The organism is Pyxidicoccus sp. M6 (genome assembly GCF_055568925.1).
Genome location: NZ_CM145714.1, coordinates 8,251,953 through 8,270,274, shown reverse-complemented (window position 1 = coordinate 8,270,274; position 18,322 = coordinate 8,251,953). Strand labels below are relative to the sequence as shown.

The following is an 18,322-nucleotide window of genomic DNA, read 5'->3' as shown; positions in this document are numbered from 1 at the left end:
GGCTCGGGTTGAATTAAACGGAGTTAAATCCGCAGGAGGTGGCTGAGTTCCTGGAGTCGGAGCACGGAAGCGCCGACCCCATGCACATCGAGGCCATCAAGGCGGCCCTGGCCCAGGCTCGGGAATGGCTCGGGCAGGTTCAGCCCGGGACCATCGGGCTGCTCACCATCGGGTAGGCATACCGGGCTACTTCCCTTCGTGCACCTTGGAAAACACCGAACTGGCCGCACGGGGGCTGATTCGCTGGTATCGGGCGTAGGCGTCCACGAGCGCGGTGCGCACTGCGGCTACTTCCGAGAGACCGTGCCGTGCAATGGCGGAAGCCAATGCTTCGAGAAGGTAGGCCTCGGGCGCCATCAGCGTCCGGGTGAGGACGACGGGCCGAACCCCGAGTGACTGCAGCACCGGTCCGAAGAACTGCTCGCTCATGCAGGCCAGGACCACGACGGGCTTCGGCGTGGCGCCCGGGAGGGGCTGGATTGTCGGCGCGGCCCGGTCCATGAGCCGGTCATGTCCGGCCCAGACCACGAGGTCAGACTGGCTCGCTCCTGCGGCGGCGCGCAGGAAAGCCTCCAGCGCATCGTCGATGCGGTCTCCCGCATAGGCATGAAGCTTGAGCCGGACGGCCCGCTCGCCGTGGGAGGCAGCCCGCTCGATGACGAGTTCGCGCAGCACCGCAGAGCCCGCAGGGCCATCATCGCGGCTTTGAACCCGGAACCCGGGGGCCCGGGAGAGGAAGCGCTCCGCGCCGTAAGCCGCGCCCCAGTACAGGTTCGTCTCCAGGGCGCGGGGAGCTCCCGCGGCGCTACGGCCACAGGCAATCAAGGCGTTGTCGCACAGCGGCACGAAGACCTCGACCTCCAACGCCGGCACGGACGTCGCGGCGAGAAGGCTCAGCACGAGGGTGGGCAGCACGATGGACCTCCGCGAGTGCCTTCCAGGACGCTCGCGGGCCCTTCACGGTTCCATGCGCCCGGACGAATCCGGCCGCTACGTCAGGCGTCCACCCTCATGCCTCGTGCCGCGTTCAGCCTCGCTCGACGCGGATGCGCGCGGGCAGGCCGTTGAGGCTGACCTCTTCCTCCTTGCCCGTGAGCCCCTCGGGGCCGACGTGGATTTCCGCCGCCAGCGTCTCGCGGGAGATGAGGTCGCGGGCCTCGTCCGTCACGCGCTTCACGCGGGCGTCACCGTCCACCCACAGCCGGATGCGGTCCGTGTAGCCGAGCTCCATGTCCTTGCGCGCGCCCTGCACGCGAGCCAGCAGCTCGCGCACGAGGCCCTCGTCCACCAGCGCCTCCGTCAGCTCGGTGGCCAGCACCACCACGCCGACGCCCGCGCCCGCCGCCGCGTAGCCCGGCGTGGCCTCCACCAGCGTCTCCAGCTCCTCCGCCGGGAACACCATGTCCTCGCCAGCCACGTTCATCGCCACGCGGCCCGTGCGCAGCAGCTCGCCGTGCAGCGCGCGCCCATCCGCCGAGTCGAACGCCTTGCGCACCGGCGCCAGCTTGGGCCCGAGCCGGCTGCCCACCGCGCGCAGGTTGGGACGCACGCGGTAGCGCACCACGTCCGCCTCCTTGCTGCCCGGCTCCAGGAAGCGCACCTCGTGCACGTTCAGCTCGTCCGCAATCAACTCTCGGTACATCGCCACGCGCTCCGTCAGCTCCTTGCGCGCGAGGATGACGTCCGCGCGCGACAGCGGCTGGCGCACCTTGAGCTTGTTGTCCGTGCGCACCTTGAGGCCCAGCGACACCAGCTCGCGCACCGCGCCCATCTCCGCCGCGAGCCCCTCGTCCATCAGGCGCTCGTCCACCTCCGGGAAGCCCGCCAGGTGCACGCTCTCCGGCTGGGACTTCGGCCACGGATTGCGAACGAGGTTGCTCCACAGCTCGTCCGCGAAGAAGGGGATGAACGGCGCGGACATCGCGGCGATGGTGGTGAGCGCCTCGTACAGCGTGAAGTACGCGTCCCGCTTGTCCTGCTCGAAGCCCGGCGCCCAGTAGCGCGGACGGCCGCGGCGCACGTACCAGTTGGACAGCGCGTCCACGAGCGCCACCATCCGCTGGGCCGCGTCATAGACCTGGTACGTGTCCAGGGCCTTCGACACCTCGCGGAGGGCGAACTGCACCTCCGAGAGAATCCACCGGTCGAGGACGGAGCGCTCCTTTACCTCGCGCCAGCCCTGGCTTTTCCGCACTGCCTTCCACGGCGCCTCGGTGGCGTCCGCATTGCCCGCCGCCGGGTTGAAGCCGTCGATGTTCGCGTAGATGGTGAAGAACGAGTAGACGTTGCGCAGCTTGACCTGGAAGTCCTTCTGCAGGAGCCGCACGTTCGCCAGCGAGTGGCGCGTGTTGGACCACGACGGGCTCGCCGCGTAGAAGAACCAGCGGAACGCATCCGCGCCGGGCGCGCGGGAGGTCGGGTCCTTCAGCACCACGCGCTCGGAAGGAGCGAGCCGGGGCACCTCCACCGGCATGACGTCCGCCCCGCGAGCGGAGGGCGCCACGCCGAGCGCCTGCAGCTCCACCGGAGCGAGCAGCGCCACGCGGCGCTTGAGCTTCTTGTGCACCTTCAGCGTGACGGTGATGGCGCTGTCCGGCCGGTCCGGGCGGAAGAGCTGCACCTTCGCGCCCTCCTGCAGGTCGAGTCCCTCCAGGTCCTCGCGGGCGATGAGCGCCACGCCGGGCTCGCCGGGCATGCCGGCCTCCGCGGCCGTCAGGACCGCGAAGTCCATGCGGACTTCATCGAGGATGATTTCCGGCGGGGTGTAGTTGCCCTTGGACTTGGACTCCTTCTTGCCGTCCTTGTCCGAGACGTGCCCGAGCACGATGCAGTTCTTGTACGGCTGCGGCCAGCCGCGCGGGGGCGTGACGCCCATGCGCGCTTGCGTCTCCTCGTCGAAGACGAGCGTGCTCACCATCAGCAGCGAGTAGAACCAGCCGCGCGTCTGGTCGATGGCCTCGGAGATGAAGTCCGCGGGGAAGGTGCGGTTGAACGTCTCGCGCGAGCCCGGCGCGTGCGGGAAGCCCCACTGCGCGAAGGGCATGCAGCCCGAGTCGAACCACACGTCGACGACCTCGGGCACGCGTGCGAAGCGTCCCGACGTGCCGGGCTTCTGGTACGTCACCTTGTCGATCCACGGCTTGTGGACGATGAGGTGCTCGGTGTTGGCCTCGTGCGGCTTGCCGGCGAGGAAGGCCTTCAGCTCCGCCTCCACCTCGGCCAGGTTGTTGCCCGGCTTCTCACGCAGGGCCTGGAGCGAGGGAATCGCCTCCACCTCACCGGTCTCCGAGTGAATCCACAGCGGCAGCGGCGTGCCCCAGTAGCGCTCGCGCGAGAGGGCCCAGTCCACGTTGTTGGCGAGGAAGTCGCCGAAGCGGCCCTCCTTGATGTGCTCGGGCACCCAGTTGACGGCGCGGTTGTTGGCGATGGCCTTGTCCTTCACCGACGTGGTGCGGATGTACCAGGCGGGCCGGGCGAACTGGATGAGCGGGTCGTTGTCCGCGCGCCAGCAGAACGGGTACTCGTGCTTGTACTGCTCGGCGAGCAGCTGGAGCCCGCGCTCCTTGAGGTTGCGCTGGATGTCCTTGTCCGCGTCCTTCACGAAGCGGCCGGCGACGAACGGCACGTCCTCCACGAAGGTGCCGTCCGGCTTCACCGCGCAGAAGATTTCCAGCGCGTCCGGGTTGGCGAAACGCTGCCTGTCCCGGCGGAACGTCTCGTAGTCGTCCTCGCCGAAGGCCGGCGCGGTGTGGACGATGCCCGTGCCGCTGTCGAGCGTGACGTAGTCCGCGCCCACCACGCGCCACGCCATCGCATCCTTGCCGCCGTCCTTCAGCGGCAGCTCCGTGTTGCCGGCGCGCTTGAAGTAGAGGTCGAAGGGCGGGGTGTAGCGCTTGCCCACCAGCGCGCTGCCCTTCTGCGTGGCGAGCACGGGCAGGTCCTTCTTGAGCTTCTTCGCCAATTCCTCGCGCAGCGCGGCGGCGAGGATGAGCTTGCGGTCCCCCGTGTCCACGGTGACGTAGTCCACGGACGGGTTGACGGCCGCGTACATGTTGGACGGCAGCGTCCAGGGCGTGGTCGTCCAGATGAGGAGCGAGGTGTCCGGCGCGTCACGCAGCGGGAAGGCGACATAGACGCTCGGGTCGTCCACCGTCTTGTAGCCGAGGCCCACCTCGGCGGCGCTCAGCGCGGTGCCGCCCTGCGGCCACCACCACACCACCTTGTGGCCCTGGTAGAGCAGGCCCTTCTTGTACAGCTCGGCCAACGCCCACCACACGCTCTCCACGAAGCTGCGGTGGTAGGTGACGTAGGCCGTCTTGAGGTCCACCCAGAAGCCGATGCGCTCGGTGAGGCGCTCCCATTCGGTGGTGTAGCGGAAGACGGACTCGATGCAGCGCTCGGTGAAGGGCTCCACGCCGTAGCGCTCGATTTCGGCCTTGCCGTGGATGCGCAGTTCCTTCTCGACCTCCACCTCCACGGGCAGGCCGTGGGTGTCCCAGCCGGCCTTGCGGGGGACGTAGTGCCCGCGCATCGTCTGGTAGCGGGGGAAGAGGTCCTTGATGACGCGGGTGAGGACGTGGCCGTTGTGCGGCAGGCCGTTCGCGGTGGGCGGGCCCTCGTAGAAGACGAAGCTGGGGGCCCCCTCGCGGCCCTCGAGCGTTCGCTCGAAGATTCGCCGCTCCTTCCAGAAGGAAAGGATGCGGCGCTCGTCGGCGGGGAAGTCGAGTTCGTTGGAGACCGAGGAAAAGAGGGGCTGAGCCATGGCGCGCGGAAGATAGCACCGGGCTCAGGGCGCACTACGCAACCAATTCCAGCTCCACCTTCTCCAGGTACCCCGGCACGTACGCCTTCCAACCCTTGGCCTGGACGCGCTGGCGGAGGCCCTCCAGGGCCTCGGGCTCGCCGTGGACGAGGAGCGTCTGTCGGGGAGGCGACTCGAAGCCCTCCATCCAGCGCATCGTCTCCGTCCAGTCCGCGTGTGCGGAGAAGCCGCTCACCGAGCGAATCTCCGCCCCCACCGGCACCATCTGCCCGTGGATGCGAACCTCGTTCTCGCCATCCAACAGCCGCCGCCCGCGCGAGCCCACCGACTGGTAGCCCACGAACAGCACCGTGTTGTTCGGGTCCGGGAGCCGGTGCTTCAGGTGGTGCAGCACGCGCCCGCCCGTGGCCATGCCCGACGCGGAGATGATGATCGCCGGGCCCTCGTGCATGTTCAGCCGCTTGCTCTCGTTGGGCGACGTCACGAACTTCGTGCGCCGCGTGGCCAGCGGAGACGCCCCGCGCTCCACCAGCGACCTCATGACGAGGTCGTGCTCCTCGGAGTGCGCCAGGTAGATGGGCGTCGCGTCACACGCCATCGGCGAGTCCACGAACACGTCCACCACCGGGATGCGCTTCTCGTCCTCCAACTGGCGCAGGAAGTAGAGCAGCTCCTGTGTACGGCCCACCGCGAAGGCGGGAATCACCAGCACGCCGCCGCGCTCGAAGGTGCCACGCACCACCTCGGCCAGCGCCTCCATCGGGTTCGTCTCGCCGTGCTGCCGGTCCCCGTAGGTGCTCTCCACCACCAGCGTCGTCGCCGAGGCCACGCTCTGCGGGTCTCTCAGGATGGGCGCCTCGTAGCGGCCGAGGTCTCCAGTGAACACCACGCGCTGCCGCGTGCTCTTCAGGTCGAAGACGCACACAGCCGAGCCGAGGATGTGGCCCGCCCGGTAGAAGGTCAGGGTGATGCCCGGGAGGATTTCCTTCGGTCGCTCGTAGCCGAACGTCTCCAGGAGCCCCACCGCCCGCTCCGCGTCCGACACCGTGTAGAGCGGCAGCGCGGGGTGGTGCTTGGAGAAGCCCTCCTTGTTCGCATAGCGCGCCTCCTCCTCCTGCAGGTGTGCCGAGTCCGGCAGCAGCAGGGCCGCCAGGTCGCGCGTGCCGGAGGTGGCGTACACGGGGCCCTTGTAGCCGTCGCGTACCACCCTGGGCAGGCCCCCCGTGTGGTCGATGTGAGCGTGCGTGAGGACGATGGCGTCCAGTTGGGAAGGCGGGAAGGGGAGCGGCTGCCAGTTCCGCCGACGGAGCTCCTTCTGCCCCTGGAAGAGACCGCAGTCCACGAGCACCTTCCAGCCGTCGTGCTCGAGGAGGAACTTGGAGCCGGTCACCGTACCGGCGGCACCGAGGAAATGGAGGGAGGCCATGGGCCCCACTCTAGCGTGATAACGTGTGTCGCCCATGAGCAACTCCGAGCGACCTTCGGGAGCGGGCCGGCCACCCGAAGGCTCCGAGGACGTCCAGCAGACCCGGCCCATCGGCGAGGGCCGGCCGGGCTTCTCCGGCGCCGTCCGCCGCTTCCGCTTCACCGTCCTCGAAGGCCCGCAACCCGGCCACGCCAAGGACTCCAACGCGGACACCTTCTCCATCGGCTCGCACGCGCTCAATGACCTCGTCCTCGACGAGCCCACCGTGTCGCGCTTCCACTGCGAGGTGAAGGTCGACCGCGACGGCGCGCGCGTGCGTGATTTGGACAGCCGCAACGGCACGGTGCTCGACGGCGTCCACGTGCGCGAGGCGTGGCTGCGCGGCGGCAGCGTGCTGCGCCTGGGCCGTGTCAGCGTGCGCTTCGACTTCAGCTCCGAGAGCAACCGGCTCCTCATCTCCGAGCGCACCACCTTCGGCGAGCTGGTGGGCCATGCCGCGGTGACGCGCGCCAGCTTCGCGCTGATGGAGCGCGCCGCCGCTAGCGACGCCACCGTGCTGCTGGAAGGGGAGACGGGCACCGGCAAGAGCCGCGCGGCGCTGGCCATCCACCGCGCGAGCGCTCGCGCGTCGGGGCCATTCCTCACCGTGGACTGCGGCGCCATCCCCGGCAACCTGCTGGAGAGTGAGCTGTTCGGTCACGAGAAGGGCGCCTTCACCGGCGCGCTCCAGCGCCGCGTGGGCGCCTTCGAGGAGGCGGACGGCGGCACCATCTTCCTCGACGAGATTGGCGAGCTGCCCGCAGAGCTCCAGCCGAAGCTGCTGCGCGTGCTGGAGGACCGCGAGATTCGCCGCCTGGGCGCCAACGCGTACCAGCCCGTCAACGTGCGCGTCATCGCCGCCACGCACCGGGACTTGCGCGCGGAGGTGAACGCGGGCCGCTTCCGGCCGGACCTGTTCTTCCGGCTCGCGGTGGTGCGCATCCTCATCCCCGCGCTGCGCGAGCGGCCCGAGGACATCCCGCTCATCGCCCAGCGCATCCTCGCGGCCTTCGGCGCGGACGCCGCGCAGGTGGAGGCGCTGAGCACTCCGGAGTTCATCGCCCAGCTCCAGCACGCGGCCTGGCCCGGCAACGTGCGCGAGTTGCGCAACCACCTGGAGCGCTGCCTCGTCTTCCAGGACGCCATGCCTCCGGCCACCGAGGACGTGAATCCGCAGGGCGTGCTGCGCAGCCTCGTGGACCCGAAGCAGCCCTACGCCGAGGCCCGCCGCCGCGCGCTGGAGGCGTTCGAGCGCGAGTACCTCGACGCGCTCCTCAAGCTGCACGGCGGCAAGGTGTCGCAGGCCGCTACCGCCGCGGACATGGACCGCGTGTACCTGTACCGGCTGTTGCGCCGGCACGGGCTGCGCACCTGAGCCCGCGCCGGAAGGTGAGGCCTGTCGCGGTCAGAAGCCGCTGAGGACAATCTTGCCGATGGTGCGCCCGCTCTCCACCTGCGCGTGCGCACGCTTCAGGTTGGCGGCGTTGATGGCGCCGTAGTCGGCGGTGAGCGTGGTGCGCAGGACTCCGGCGTCCACCAGGTCCGCCACCTCGTTGAGCAGGTGGTGCTGCGCAATCATGTCCGGCGTCTCCCAGCGGGGGCGGGTGAACATCAGCTCCCAGTGGATGGAGATGCTCTTGGACTTGAGCTTGAGGATGGGCAGCGGGGTGGACGACTCGTCGATGAGGCCGAGCGCGCCCTGGGGGGCAATCGCATCGACGATGGAGTCGAAGTGCTGCTCCGTGTGCGTGAGGCCCAGCACGTAGTCCACGCCTCGCGGCGCCACGGCCTTCACCTGCTCCACCCAGGGCTTCGTGTGGTCGATGACGTGGTGCGCGCCCATGTCGCGGACCCACTTCTCGGACTCGGCGCGGGACGCGGTGGCGAACACCGTCAGGCCCGTGAGGCGCCGCGCGAGCTGGATGGCGATGGAGCCCACGCCGCCCGCGCCACCGAGGACGAGCACGGAGCCTGCGTCGAGCGGCTTGCCGATGCGGATACGGAGCCGGTCGAACAGCAGCTCCCACGCGGTGATGGCGGTGAGCGGAATCGCGGCGGCATGGGCGAAGGTGAGCGACTTCGGCTTGCGGCCGACGATGCGCTCATCCACCAGGTGCTGCTGCATGTTGGTGCCGGGCTTCTCCAGCGCGCCCGCGTAGTAGACCTCGTCGCCCGGCTTGAAGAGCGTGGCGTCCGGGCCCACGGCGATGACGGTGCCCGCCGCGTCCCAGCCGAGCACCTTGTTCTGCCCCTTCGGGTCGACGTTCTTGCGAATCTTGTAGTCCACCGGGTTCACCGAGATGGCCTCGACGCGGACGAGGATTTCGCGCCCCGTGGGCTTCGGGGTGGGGAGCTCGATGTCGATGAGGCTCTCGGGGTGCTCGATGGGCAGCGACTGGCGGTAGGCGATGGCTTTCATGTTCTTCCTCGGGGGGACAGCGTTCGGGCGGAAGAATGGGGGTCTTCGCGTGATAGCGGCCATTGATAGTTGACATGCTCAGGATAAGGGACGCATATCGAAGGGGTGCGCTACACCGACCTGGACATGGAGCTGTTGCGGGCGTTCGTGACGGTGGTGGACGCGGGTGGGTTCACCGCCGCCGGAGCGAGGCTCGGACGGACGCAGGCGGCGATGAGCATCCGCATCAAGCGGCTGGAGGACCTGCTGGAGCGGCAGGTGTTCGACCGGAGCAGCCGCTCGCCGGTGCTGACTCGGGATGGGGAGCTGCTGCTGAGCTATGCGCGGCAGATTCTCAAGCTGAATGACGAGACGGTTCAGCGCTTCAGCGAGCCGGACAACGAGGGCGAGCTGCGGCTCGGGGTCGCGGAGTACTTCGTGCCGCACCACCTGCCTCGCGTGCTGTCGCGCTTCACGCAGGCGTATCCGCGCGTGCATATCCAGGTGAAGGTCGGGCTGAACGACAACCTGTTCGAGCTGCTCGAACGCGGCGAGCTGGATGTGGCGATTGCCCGGAGGGACCACCCGCGCCAGGGAGGTCGCGTCGTGCGGCGCGAGCGGCTGCGGTGGGCGGCGGCGCAGTGGTTCCGGCCTGACGCGGAGTCCGCGCTGCCGCTGTGCTCGCTGCCGCCGTCGTGCGTCTTCCGCTCGCGCGGGCTCGCGGCGCTGGAGTCCATCGGCCGGCCGTGGCGCGTCATCTACACGAGCGAGAGCGTCATGGGCGTCATCGCGGCGGCGCAGGCGGGGCTCGGTGTGGCTGTGCTGCCGGAGAGCGCCGTGTCGGGTGGGCTGGTGCCGCTCTCGTCCGAGGATGGGTTCCCGGACCTGGGCGATATCGAGCTCGCCATCTTCGGCGAGAGTGGTGAGCGCAAGCGGCTGACGTCCACGCTCGTGCGCTACATCGAAGAGAGCCTGCGCCCGAGTGAGCCTGCGCGGCTCGTGGGGTGAGATAGCTCAGCGGAAGCCGGTCGAGTCGTTCCAATCCGGCACCGAAATGAAGCGCAGTCCTTCTGGCGGAGGGGTGAGGCTCATCACCCGGTCCACCACCGTGCGGTGGAAGAGGTACACGGACGTCGACTCTCCGAGTACGAAGACGAGTCGCTGCTCCAAGGGAATGTTCGACAGCACGTCCTCGTCCAGCACCAGCGAGTCCAGACTCGTCAGCAGCAGCCCACTGGGCGACGCGGTGAAGACGGACCGGCGCCGGTCCAGGCAGGCCAGCCTGTTGTAGACGTGCACCAGCCAGTAGCGCAGCACTGCTTCCCTCACCGGCACATCCGCCGGCACGAGTTGGACACCGGGTAGCTCGAGCTGTGCCAGCACTTGCATGAGGCGCTGCGACACTACCGGCGCCGGCAGGCTGTGGTGGTCCACCATGACGGGGGCGGGCGGCACTGGTTCCGCGAGGCGAAGCCGAATCGGCTCGGACACGCTCACCGGCTTGCCCTTGCGGAACATGCTCGCGCTCTGGGCCCACCCCAACAGCGGTTGGGCGGTGGACGCGGCCCGCTCGATGACGAAGTAGTCGCGCTGCATGGCTACTCCCCAGCTACCAGGGCGCGCCGCACGAGGGGGCTCCGGCTGACGCCATGCACTGCCCCATGACGTCGCCGCTGAGGGCACGTGCGCTGAGGCTTGTCGGTGATGCTGCGCACGCCCGAGCACCCGGCTCCGCCCTCGCGATAGTCGAGCCCATCGCTGCTCAGCGTCCACGTGAAGCTCGCTACCTTCACCAGAATGGACGCACTCAACGCGTCCAGTTCGCGTACCAACGCGTCAGGCTCGGAGCAGAAGGCGCCCGACTCAATCAGGTCAGCCACCTCCGAGAGCTTGGCGGACACAGCCTTCGGGTAGGCCATCTGGACGTCATGTGCCCAACCCCCTGCGTGATTGCCGCGGTGGAGGGGCACACGCAGCTGACAGGCGATTTCCATCCTCGACGGCAGCATGACGCCGTTCCATCTGCGGTTGATGTCGTAGCCAAATAGCCGGCAGTACGTCGCCCAATCCTCGTCGTCGGCCATGGCTTCCGAGCAGATGAGGTGGTGCGCGGCGATGGACCAGCGCCCCGTGTACCAGGGGTGACACTCCGGCTCTCTGCCTTGAAGTATGGTATTGCTCAGCAACATCGAGTTTCCCAGGTGGCTTCCCCATTTCGGCGTGAACGGGTGTCCTGGCTTCCCGCAGTACTTGCACGGCGGAAGCTTCACCGGCTGAGGCCCGTCGCCAGGCTTGGACTGGAGGAAAATGACTCGGCGGCCTCGAATGATGACGGGCATGAGGGAAGCAGACGCTCATGCCCATCAGTCGAGAACTGTCTAACAGGGCAGTCAGGCATGCAGTGCGCGACACTCCCGTTGGAGGTCAAGAATTGACAGGTGAAGTGCCGGTAGTTGCGCGTTCGAATCGTAGCCCGATCGACGTTAGCGTTCCTGCCGCGCCGCCCCTGGCCCAGCGCTCCAGCTTCAACAGCTCACCTCCGGTGAGGCGGGGGCGTCCCTGGGCATCCGGAGTGACTTCGCTCGGAGCGGCGTGCGCGTAGACGCGTACCTCGGCCATGGAGCTGGTGGCTTTGACCGCCCTGGTGAGGACTGTTTCCGCGTGGCTTCGTGCCTCTTTCTCGGATTGCGCTCGGGCTCCACTGGCTTCACCGGGCAGCAGGCGCCATGCCAGCAGGGCGTTGCCTCCCTCCAGCGCGAACATCCACCCCTCGGCTTCGAGCACGCCACGGGCCGCGTCTAGCGCGGCATCCCTTGCGTCGAGTTCCTCGTCCGTGGGTTCTTCGTGTGACTCCGGGAACCGCACGTCCACGTAGATGCCCGCGGCCCATGGCACGGCGGTGGCGGGAACGAGCGCCGCGCGCAGGGCATCGAGGAACGTGGGCACGTCCCGCCAGCGGTCCTCGGGGCCCTTCGCGAGGCAGCGCTGCACCACGGCTTCCAGTGCGGGAGGTGCCTGCACCCGCTCGCCCAGGCGCGGGGGAGGGGCGTGCAGATGCTGCTCCTCTACCTCCACGGCACTGGTGCCCTCGAAGGGAAGACGCCCCGTGAGCAACTGGTAGAGCAGGACACCGAGCGCATACAGGTCCGTGCGCGCGTCCACGGCCTGCCCACGAATCTGCTCCGGAGCCATCGCCACGGGCGTGCCGAGCACGGCGCCACCCGTCGTCAGGCCGGAGAGTCCTTCAGGCGGCTGGACACGTGCGATGCCGAAGTCCACGAGCTTCACGGTGAAGCCCTCCGCTCGCGGGAGGACCATCACGTTCTGCGCCTTGAGGTCGCGGTGCAGCACGCCCCGGCCGTGCGCGAGGTGCAGCGCTCCGCCGAGCTCCTCCATCACCGTGAGTGCCTCTGCGGCGGAGAAGGGGCCCCGGTGCGCAAGCCACTGGTCCACGCTCTCTCCCTCCAGCCACTCCATCGCGAGCCACGGCCGGCCGTCACGCAGCTCGCCGTACTCCAGCACCTCGACGATGTGCGGATGGCGGAGTGCTTGAAGCGTGTCCGCTTCCTGCTTGAAGCGGCGGAGGACCTCGCTCACGTGGTTGAACTGCTCGCGCACCACCTTGAGCGCGGCGGGGGCGCGCGTGGAGATGTGGCTCGCGCGGTAGAGCCACGCGGTGACGCCGGGATGGACGCGAGCCTCCACCACCCAGGGGCCCACCAGCGCTCCGGGCTCCAGCGCGTCTCCGTACAGGGAGAGCTCAGCTCCGGGCGCTGCGTCGTCACGTGGGGGTGCTCCGGCCATGGACCCTCCGTCTCCCGCGTCGTCTTCCCCTGCTAGCACGGGCCGGGGCACTCAGGAGGGTTCGCGTGCCTCCTGCGCGAGTGCTCGCACCCGCTCCGTCCAGAGGGGCGCCTCGTGCACGGTGGCTTCCACCTCCTGCACGCGGGCCCGGACCGTGGCGTCGTCTCCGGCGGCCCTTGCTGCTCGCGCGGCCCAGACGAGGATCTCCAAGCGCTCGTCCGGGGTGGACTGCTGGCGCGCGGCTTCCACCAGCGCGGCCCAGTCCGGCGCGGCATAGGACTGCGTGCCTCGTGCTTCGCCCACCACGCGGTGGACCACGGACAGCATCAACCGGTCTCCGGGGAGGAGCCTCGATTGCGTGGAGGGTTCCTCCAGCCAGGTGAGCTGGCGCGATGCCTCCGGCATGTCGCCCAGCTCGCAGCACAGGCGCGCCACGAGCAGCGCGTCCTGCGCCATGGAGCCCGGGAAGAAGCGCTGGCTGAGCACTCCCGCGCGACGGGCCAGGGGCAGTGCCTCCGCGGCCCGCCCCTGGTAGCCGAGCAGCAGCGCGAGGTTGAAGGCCGAGGTCCGCTCAATCTGCACGTTGCCCAGCTCGCGGCCGAGGGACACGGCGCGCTCCAGGTCCGCCCTCGCGCCCGCCGCGTCACGGCGTTGCACATGCAACACCATGCGATTGTTGAGGGCCACGCCCAGGTGCAACGTGTCTCCGGTGGATTCGCAGAGGGCAATCGCCTCATCGAAGCGCCTCGCCGCGTCCTCCAGGTGCCCCGTCCACGCGAGCATCGCTCCGAGCATGGACAGCGCAATCGCCTCCGTCTCCGCGTCGCCTCCAGCACGTGCGGCTTCGACGGCCCGCTCCAGGGGAGGCACCGCGCCGCTGATGTCCTCGCTCCTCACGACGACGCGGGCCTTGGCCAGTGCGTGGCGTGCGGCCAGCTCGGGAGGGACAGCGTCGCCGAGGCAGCGGAGGGCCTGCTCCAGCAGGGCCGTGGAGCCCTCCGGGTCATCCTGCCAGTCGAGCGCGGTGGCCTCTTCGAGCAACAGGTCCGCTTCGCGCACCACGTCGCCGCGCGCCTCCGCGAGCGCACGTGCGGCGCGAAGGTCCGCGAGGGCATCGTCGATGCGCTGCAAGCGGTAGCGCACGCGCCCGCGGCCGGACAGCAACTCCAGACGGAGGGCGTCGTCTCCTCGCGGCAGCAACTCCAGCGCGGCGGAGTAGTGGCGCTCGGCTTCCAGCAGCCGGTGGGCTCGGCGGCCGGACTCTGCAAGCGTGTGGTGGAGCGCGAGTGCCTGCCGCACATCTCCCGCGCCCTCGGCGAGCCGGGCCCTTCTCGTGGCGGGCGCGTCCGGTAGGGCGCGCAGTGCGGCCGTACAGATGCGCCGCTTCAGGGCCGTGGGCAGCAGTGCGCCAAAGGCCTCGCGCAGGGTGGGGTGCTCGAAGCGCCAACGTCGAGGGCCGCGCGGCTCCAACATGCCCGCGCGCGACAGTCGCTCCAGCGCGACGCCCGGGTCCAGGGACAGGTCCAGTGCGTCGTCCGACTCCAGGTGCGCGAGCGTCGCGGACAGTTCCTCCAGGCGGACCTCGTCGCCGAGCAGCGCCGCCACCTGGAGCAGGGAGCGCAGACCCGAGGGCAGGGCCGCGAGACTGCGCTCCGCGAGGCGTTCGTCCGGACGCGGGCTGTCCGCGGCCAGTCCGTGCAGTGCGTCCGCCGCGAGGTAGTTGCCTCCGCCCGCCTGGGCGCGGATGGCTCCGGCTGCTCGCAGGGCACGCACCGTCTCCAGCATGCGCAGCGGTGAGCCGCCACAGCGGTCCACCAGTTCGCGGAGGACTCCTTCGGCCAGCAGGTCCACGGGCTTGAGGAGCTGGCGCAGCAGCTCGCGGGCCGCGTCGTCACGCAGCGGAGGCAGGTCCCACTGTGCGGAGTCTCTTGCGCGCTCACCCAAGTACGGACGCAGACCCAGCAGCCGATGCCGTCCGGCGAGCACCACGCAGAGCGGTGCATGGACTCCGGCCAGCGTCGCCAGCTCCAGCGCATCGAGCGCGGTGGGGTCCAGCGTGTGCGCGTCGTCCACGAGCAGCACGAACGGTCGCTCCGCCGCGAGCTGCCACATCCGCGAGGCCAGTGCACGCGCGATGAGCTGTCGTCGCGCGGCGGGATGCGCGGTGGGCCCGGCGTTCGCGAGGAGCTGGCGAACGGCCTCATCGGGAGGCGTGGTCGGCGGCAGGCCGAGAATGGTGGTGATGAGGTTGCGCAGGCCGCTCTCGCTGGCGCTGCCTTCGTCGGGCTGGGCCTCCACGAAGAGGGCGGAGACACCTGTCGTGTTCCGAAGCTCACGGTGCCATTCCGTGAGCAGCCGCGTCTTGCCCAGGCCTTCTTCACCCAGCAGCGTGCGCAGTACAGGCGCGCCCGTCTCACGGATTCGCGTGAGGCCATCTCGCAGCCAGGAAAGCTCCGCCTCGCGGCCGAGGACGGTGTCGATGGTGGGCAGCACCACCTCCGCCGCGGGTGTGCGGCCCACGTCGGTGTTGCCCAGATGCGCACGGGCCTCTTCCGTGACATGCACGGAAGAGGGCAGGGACGAGGGGGCGGGCCACCACCGCTCGGGGCGCTCCAGCGCCGCGCCGCCCACCGTCATCCTCCCGGCCCGCTCGCGGATGCGCAGCGGCGCGCAGTGGATGGCGCGCTCCGAACCGGACGGAAGCACCGGCCCCAGTGACTCAGCGGCCTTGAGTGCCGCGCGCAGTCCGGCCTCCACACCGGCCGCATGCGGAAACGCGAACACAGTCAGTCCTGCTTCCACCCGCGCCAGCTCCGCGCCGAACGCCGCGAGCTGCGCAACCAATGCCGGCGCATCCATCGACGTCTTCACGCCGAGCAGCGCCACTTCGCGCGGGCCCTGCGCCCCCGGTGCATGGGCCACTCCATCCCGCGAGGACACTGGCGCGGACGCCTCTCCACTCCGCGCCGCCGCGTCCATCACGCGCCGCAACTCCTCCACCAGGACCGCCGCGCTCGGGAACCGTTCCTCCGGGTCCTTCGCCAGCAACCGCTGCACGAGCGCTTCCACCGGCGCGGGCACTGGCCATGGCGCCAGCTCCCTCAGCGCCGGAGGTCTGCGCGACACATGCGCCTGCAACACCGCCGCCGTGTCACCCACGAATGGCGGGCGTCCGCACAGCAATTCGAAGAACACCACTCCGAGGCTGTACAGGTCCGCGCGCGCATCGATGGTCCGTGCATCACGGCACTGCTCGGGTGCCATGTACTCATGCGTTCCCAGCCGCTGCCCCGTGCGCGTCAGCGTGACGGCGGGCGCCTCGGCGTCCTCCGTCGCCCCCAGCCGCGCCAGCCCGAAGTCCAGGAGCACGAGCCGCGCTCCGGCGAGCATCACGTTCTCCGGCTTGAGGTCCCGATGCACGACGGCCACCGCGTGCACATGCGCCACCGCCTCCGCGAGCGCCACCATGAGCGGCCCGGCCTCGCCCCATGGCAGCGCACCCGGCCCGGGCAGTTCCGCCAGCCTGCGCGCCAGCGTGAGCCCGTCGATGCGCTCCATCACCACCAGCGGCTCGCCCGCGCGCGTCGTCCCCTGGCCCAGCAGCCGCGGTGCGGCGGGTGGACCGATGCGGCGCAGCGCCTCCACCTCGCGCTCCAGCCGCTCGCTCGCCAGGGGCTCCAGCACCTTGAGCGCCACCTCGCGCCCGTCATCCTCGCGGCGGGCGGAGAACACGCGCCCGAAACCGCCGCGCCCCAGGGGACCACCCACGGTGAAGCCCGTCACCTCCGGCAGCGGGGCCGGGGCCATCGGTGGACGCGGCTCGGCCGAGGGGTGGAGGGGGCAGCGCTCCGCCACGCGGCGGTGACAGGTGGGACAGCGCATTCGAGTCGAGAACGCCTGACTCGGAGAATCTTCTCCGGTCCGCCGCGCGGACGGAAGGAGGCCCTGCGTCACGGCCTCGCGGCTTCACGGAGAGGGAAGGGCAGGGCCCCACCCGGGAGAAGTCAGTCCGACATCTCCGGCAGGTCGGGCAGCGTGTCCGGGTCCAGCTTCAGGATCACACACAGCCGCGTCAGCGTGGAGATGGTGGGCACCATGACGCCCCGCTCTACGCGCGCGAGGACTTCCACGGGAATCTCCAGCCGCTCGGCGACCTCCTCCATGCCGAGCCCCGCCTGCTGGCGGGCGGCCTTCAGTGCCGCGCCGAGCACCTCGGCCCTTTCCCTCCGACTCGTGTTCATGGCCCCGAGCATGACGCCATCCGGTCCGTCCGTCATCCAATTCACCACATGGCCCCGGCCCGACGCATGGCCTCCAACACTGCGCCAGGGCCCCGGGGCCGCGCGCAAGCCCCCCTTCCGTCCCCGGGAAATGTGCGGCCCGGACTCGGGGACTGGCCGCCCCGCCACGCCGTGTGCACGCTGGCGGTAGGGGCCTGTGGCATTGGCTCCGGGGGGTGTGTTAGGTCGCCCCTCCCCGGTATCCCCCTGGGCAGGAGACAGGAGAAGCGAATGGCCCGTCGCCACGTCCGCGTCGTCGGTGCAATGCTCCAGAACGACGGGGGGCGCTACCTCATCACCCAGCGCCCTCCCACCGCTTCGCTGCCCCTGTTGTGGGAGTTCCCCGGCGGGCGCGTGGAGGAGGGCGAGGACGATGCCACCGCCCTGGCCCGGGAGATTCAAGAGGAGATGGGCGTGGCCGTGCACGTGCTCGAGCAGGCCATGCACACCCGCCACGAGTACCCGACGTACGACATCGACTTCCGCGTCTTCCACTGCCGGCTGGCCGAGCCCGAGCAGAACATCCGCCACCTGCGCGTGCACGACCACCGCTGGGTGACGCTGGAGGAGATGGCGGCCTACCGCTTCCCGGACGCCGACGCCAAGACGCTGGCGAAGCTGCTCGACCTGGACTCCTGACGTGTCGCCTCGACTGGCGCTGGCCCTGGCCCTGCTCGCGGGCGCGCTCGGCGCCTGCTCGCGCTCCAAGCCCGTCCCGCCTCCTGAGGTCTCGGCGGATGCCGGCTCCCAGCTGCCCGCGGCCGGCGTGCCTGGTTGCACCCTCTACGGCGAGCCCCGGCAGACGGGCACCGTGCCGGACGTGCTGCCCGAGTTGTCCGGCCTCGCCGCCAGCCAGCGCCACCCCGGTGTCTTCTGGGCGCACAACGACTCCGGCAATGCCTTCCAGGTGTTCGCCATCGACGACACCGGCGCCGTCCGCGCGACGCTGACGCTCACCGGCGCCGAGCCCCGCGACGTGGAGGACGTGGCCGTCGGGCCGTGCGCTCCGGGGGACTCGCGCCCGTGCGTCTTCCTGGCGGACATCGGCGACAACTTCGAGCGCCGCGACGTGGTGCGCATCTACCGGCTGCCGGAGCCGGAGGCGCTCGCCAACGCCACCGTGCCGGTGGAGGTGCTGTCCTTCACGTACCCCGACGAGCCCCACGACGCGGAGTCGCTCGTCATCGATGCGCGCTCGGGGCGGCTGGCCGTCATCACCAAGACGCCCGGCTCGCTGGGAGGCGTCTTCGCGCTGGATGGGCTGAAGCCGGGGGCGACAATCAAAGCCACGAAGCTGCGGAACCTGGAGGTGCCCGAAGGGCTGGACGGAGCCACCACCGCCGCGGCCCTCCACCCGTCCGGCCAGCGGCTGCTGCTGCGCACCTACACCCGCGTGTGGGAGGTGCGACAGCCGGGCGCCGCCCGCCTGGAAGACCTCCTCGCGGGGCAGGTGGTCGAAGTGCCGGGTGCAAGCCAGGCTCAGGCGGAGGCCATTACCTTTCTACAGGACGGCAACGGCTACCTGCTGGGCTCGGAGTTCACCAGTCAACCGCTCTACGTCGTGGGATGTCGCTGATCCACCGCAAAGGTCTGCCCTGCCCCTGAAGGCCGCC

Annotated in this window: 14 protein-coding genes; 5 read left to right on the top strand and 9 right to left on the bottom strand. The window is 70.0% G+C overall.

The genetic code is table 11. The features are described from left to right. Positions 1-38: 38 nt before the first annotated feature. A complete protein-coding gene (locus tag ACVTJA_RS32365) occupies positions 39-176 on the top strand; it encodes a hypothetical protein (protein WP_465825421.1) in 138 nt (45 codons plus the stop codon). A gap of 10 nt (positions 177-186) precedes the next feature. On the opposite strand, the gene ACVTJA_RS32360 is transcribed toward ACVTJA_RS32365, so the two are convergent. The 3 genes from ACVTJA_RS32360 to ACVTJA_RS32350 all read right to left on the bottom strand — a co-directional run bounded on the left by ACVTJA_RS32360 (position 187) and on the right by ACVTJA_RS32350 (position 6,188). Next, on the bottom strand, positions 187-915 hold the full coding sequence (locus ACVTJA_RS32360) for a hypothetical protein (protein WP_465825417.1): 729 nt from the start codon (positions 913-915) through the stop codon (positions 187-189). Positions 916-1,027: 112 nt separating this feature from the next. Then, entirely contained in the window at positions 1,028-4,762 is a 3,735-nt protein-coding gene (gene ileS, locus ACVTJA_RS32355) for an isoleucine--tRNA ligase (RefSeq protein ID WP_465825414.1), read from the bottom strand. A 34-nt stretch (positions 4,763-4,796) separates the two neighbouring features. Beyond that, the gene (locus ACVTJA_RS32350) at positions 4,797-6,188 is read right to left on the bottom strand and encodes an MBL fold metallo-hydrolase RNA specificity domain-containing protein (RefSeq protein WP_465825412.1); all 1,392 of its coding nucleotides are present in this window, start codon (positions 6,186-6,188) and stop codon (positions 4,797-4,799) included. Between the two features lie 34 nt (positions 6,189-6,222). Here ACVTJA_RS32350 and ACVTJA_RS32345 point away from each other — a divergent pair, with 34 nt between their 5' ends. After that, entirely contained in the window at positions 6,223-7,602 is a 1,380-nt protein-coding gene (locus ACVTJA_RS32345; RefSeq protein ID WP_465825409.1) for a sigma 54-interacting transcriptional regulator, read from the top strand. A 30-nt stretch (positions 7,603-7,632) separates the two neighbouring features. Here the strand turns inward: ACVTJA_RS32345 and ACVTJA_RS32340 are convergent, their stop codons facing one another. Then, positions 7,633-8,646, bottom strand: coding sequence for a zinc-binding alcohol dehydrogenase family protein (locus tag ACVTJA_RS32340; RefSeq protein ID WP_465825407.1), 1,014 nt, complete (start codon positions 8,644-8,646; stop codon positions 7,633-7,635). 105 nt (positions 8,647-8,751) lie between these two features. Here ACVTJA_RS32340 and ACVTJA_RS32335 point away from each other — a divergent pair, with 105 nt between their 5' ends. Then, positions 8,752-9,633 (top strand): LysR substrate-binding domain-containing protein, encoded by an 882-nt coding sequence (locus ACVTJA_RS32335; RefSeq protein ID WP_465825406.1) that lies wholly within the window; start codon positions 8,752-8,754, stop codon positions 9,631-9,633. 6 nt (positions 9,634-9,639) lie between these two features. Here ACVTJA_RS32335 and ACVTJA_RS32330 read toward each other — a convergent pair whose 3' ends face one another. The 5 genes from ACVTJA_RS32330 to ACVTJA_RS32310 all read right to left on the bottom strand — a co-directional run bounded on the left by ACVTJA_RS32330 (position 9,640) and on the right by ACVTJA_RS32310 (position 16,706). Next, a complete protein-coding gene (locus ACVTJA_RS32330; RefSeq protein WP_465825405.1) occupies positions 9,640-10,221 on the bottom strand; it encodes an imm11 family protein in 582 nt (193 codons plus the stop codon). A gap of 2 nt (positions 10,222-10,223) precedes the next feature. Continuing rightward, positions 10,224-10,709 (bottom strand): AHH domain-containing protein, encoded by a 486-nt coding sequence (locus tag ACVTJA_RS32325; protein ID WP_465825404.1) that lies wholly within the window; start codon positions 10,707-10,709, stop codon positions 10,224-10,226. A gap of 340 nt (positions 10,710-11,049) precedes the next feature. Beyond that, complete coding sequence (locus tag ACVTJA_RS32320; RefSeq protein ID WP_465825400.1) at positions 11,050-12,429, bottom strand: serine/threonine-protein kinase; 1,380 nt, start codon at positions 12,427-12,429, stop codon at positions 11,050-11,052. 51 nt (positions 12,430-12,480) lie between these two features. Further along, the gene (locus ACVTJA_RS32315) at positions 12,481-16,311 is read right to left on the bottom strand and encodes a serine/threonine-protein kinase (protein WP_465825397.1); all 3,831 of its coding nucleotides are present in this window, start codon (positions 16,309-16,311) and stop codon (positions 12,481-12,483) included. Between the two features lie 122 nt (positions 16,312-16,433). After that, positions 16,434-16,706, bottom strand: coding sequence for a helix-turn-helix domain-containing protein (locus ACVTJA_RS32310; protein WP_465825396.1), 273 nt, complete (start codon positions 16,704-16,706; stop codon positions 16,434-16,436). A 234-nt stretch (positions 16,707-16,940) separates the two neighbouring features. Here ACVTJA_RS32310 and ACVTJA_RS32305 point away from each other — a divergent pair, with 234 nt between their 5' ends. Next, the gene (locus ACVTJA_RS32305) at positions 16,941-17,348 is read left to right on the top strand and encodes a (deoxy)nucleoside triphosphate pyrophosphohydrolase (protein WP_465825395.1); all 408 of its coding nucleotides are present in this window, start codon (positions 16,941-16,943) and stop codon (positions 17,346-17,348) included. 1 nt (position 17,349) lies between these two features. Continuing rightward, positions 17,350-18,285, top strand: coding sequence for a hypothetical protein (locus ACVTJA_RS32300; protein WP_465825394.1), 936 nt, complete (start codon positions 17,350-17,352; stop codon positions 18,283-18,285). Positions 18,286-18,322 lie beyond the last annotated feature (37 nt).

Coding starts and splice junctions, on each gene's coding strand:
- ileS (WP_465825414.1), bottom strand. CDS start 4,762: ATGGCTCAGCCCCTCTTTTCCTCGGTCTCCAACGAACTCGACTTCCCC.
- ACVTJA_RS32350 (WP_465825412.1), bottom strand. CDS start 6,188: ATGGCCTCCCTCCATTTCCTCGGTGCCGCCGGTACGGTGACCGGCTCC.
- ACVTJA_RS32345 (WP_465825409.1), top strand. CDS start 6,223: ATGAGCAACTCCGAGCGACCTTCGGGAGCGGGCCGGCCACCCGAAGGC.
- ACVTJA_RS32340 (WP_465825407.1), bottom strand. CDS start 8,646: ATGAAAGCCATCGCCTACCGCCAGTCGCTGCCCATCGAGCACCCCGAG.
- ACVTJA_RS32330 (WP_465825405.1), bottom strand. CDS start 10,221: ATGCAGCGCGACTACTTCGTCATCGAGCGGGCCGCGTCCACCGCCCAA.
- ACVTJA_RS32325 (WP_465825404.1), bottom strand. CDS start 10,709: ATGGCCGACGACGAGGATTGGGCGACGTACTGCCGGCTATTTGGCTAC.
- ACVTJA_RS32320 (WP_465825400.1), bottom strand. CDS start 12,429: ATGGCCGGAGCACCCCCACGTGACGACGCAGCGCCCGGAGCTGAGCTC.
- ACVTJA_RS32315 (WP_465825397.1), bottom strand. CDS start 16,311: ATGCGCTGTCCCACCTGTCACCGCCGCGTGGCGGAGCGCTGCCCCCTC.
- ACVTJA_RS32310 (WP_465825396.1), bottom strand. CDS start 16,706: ATGACGGACGGACCGGATGGCGTCATGCTCGGGGCCATGAACACGAGT.
- ACVTJA_RS32305 (WP_465825395.1), top strand. CDS start 16,941: ATGGCCCGTCGCCACGTCCGCGTCGTCGGTGCAATGCTCCAGAACGAC.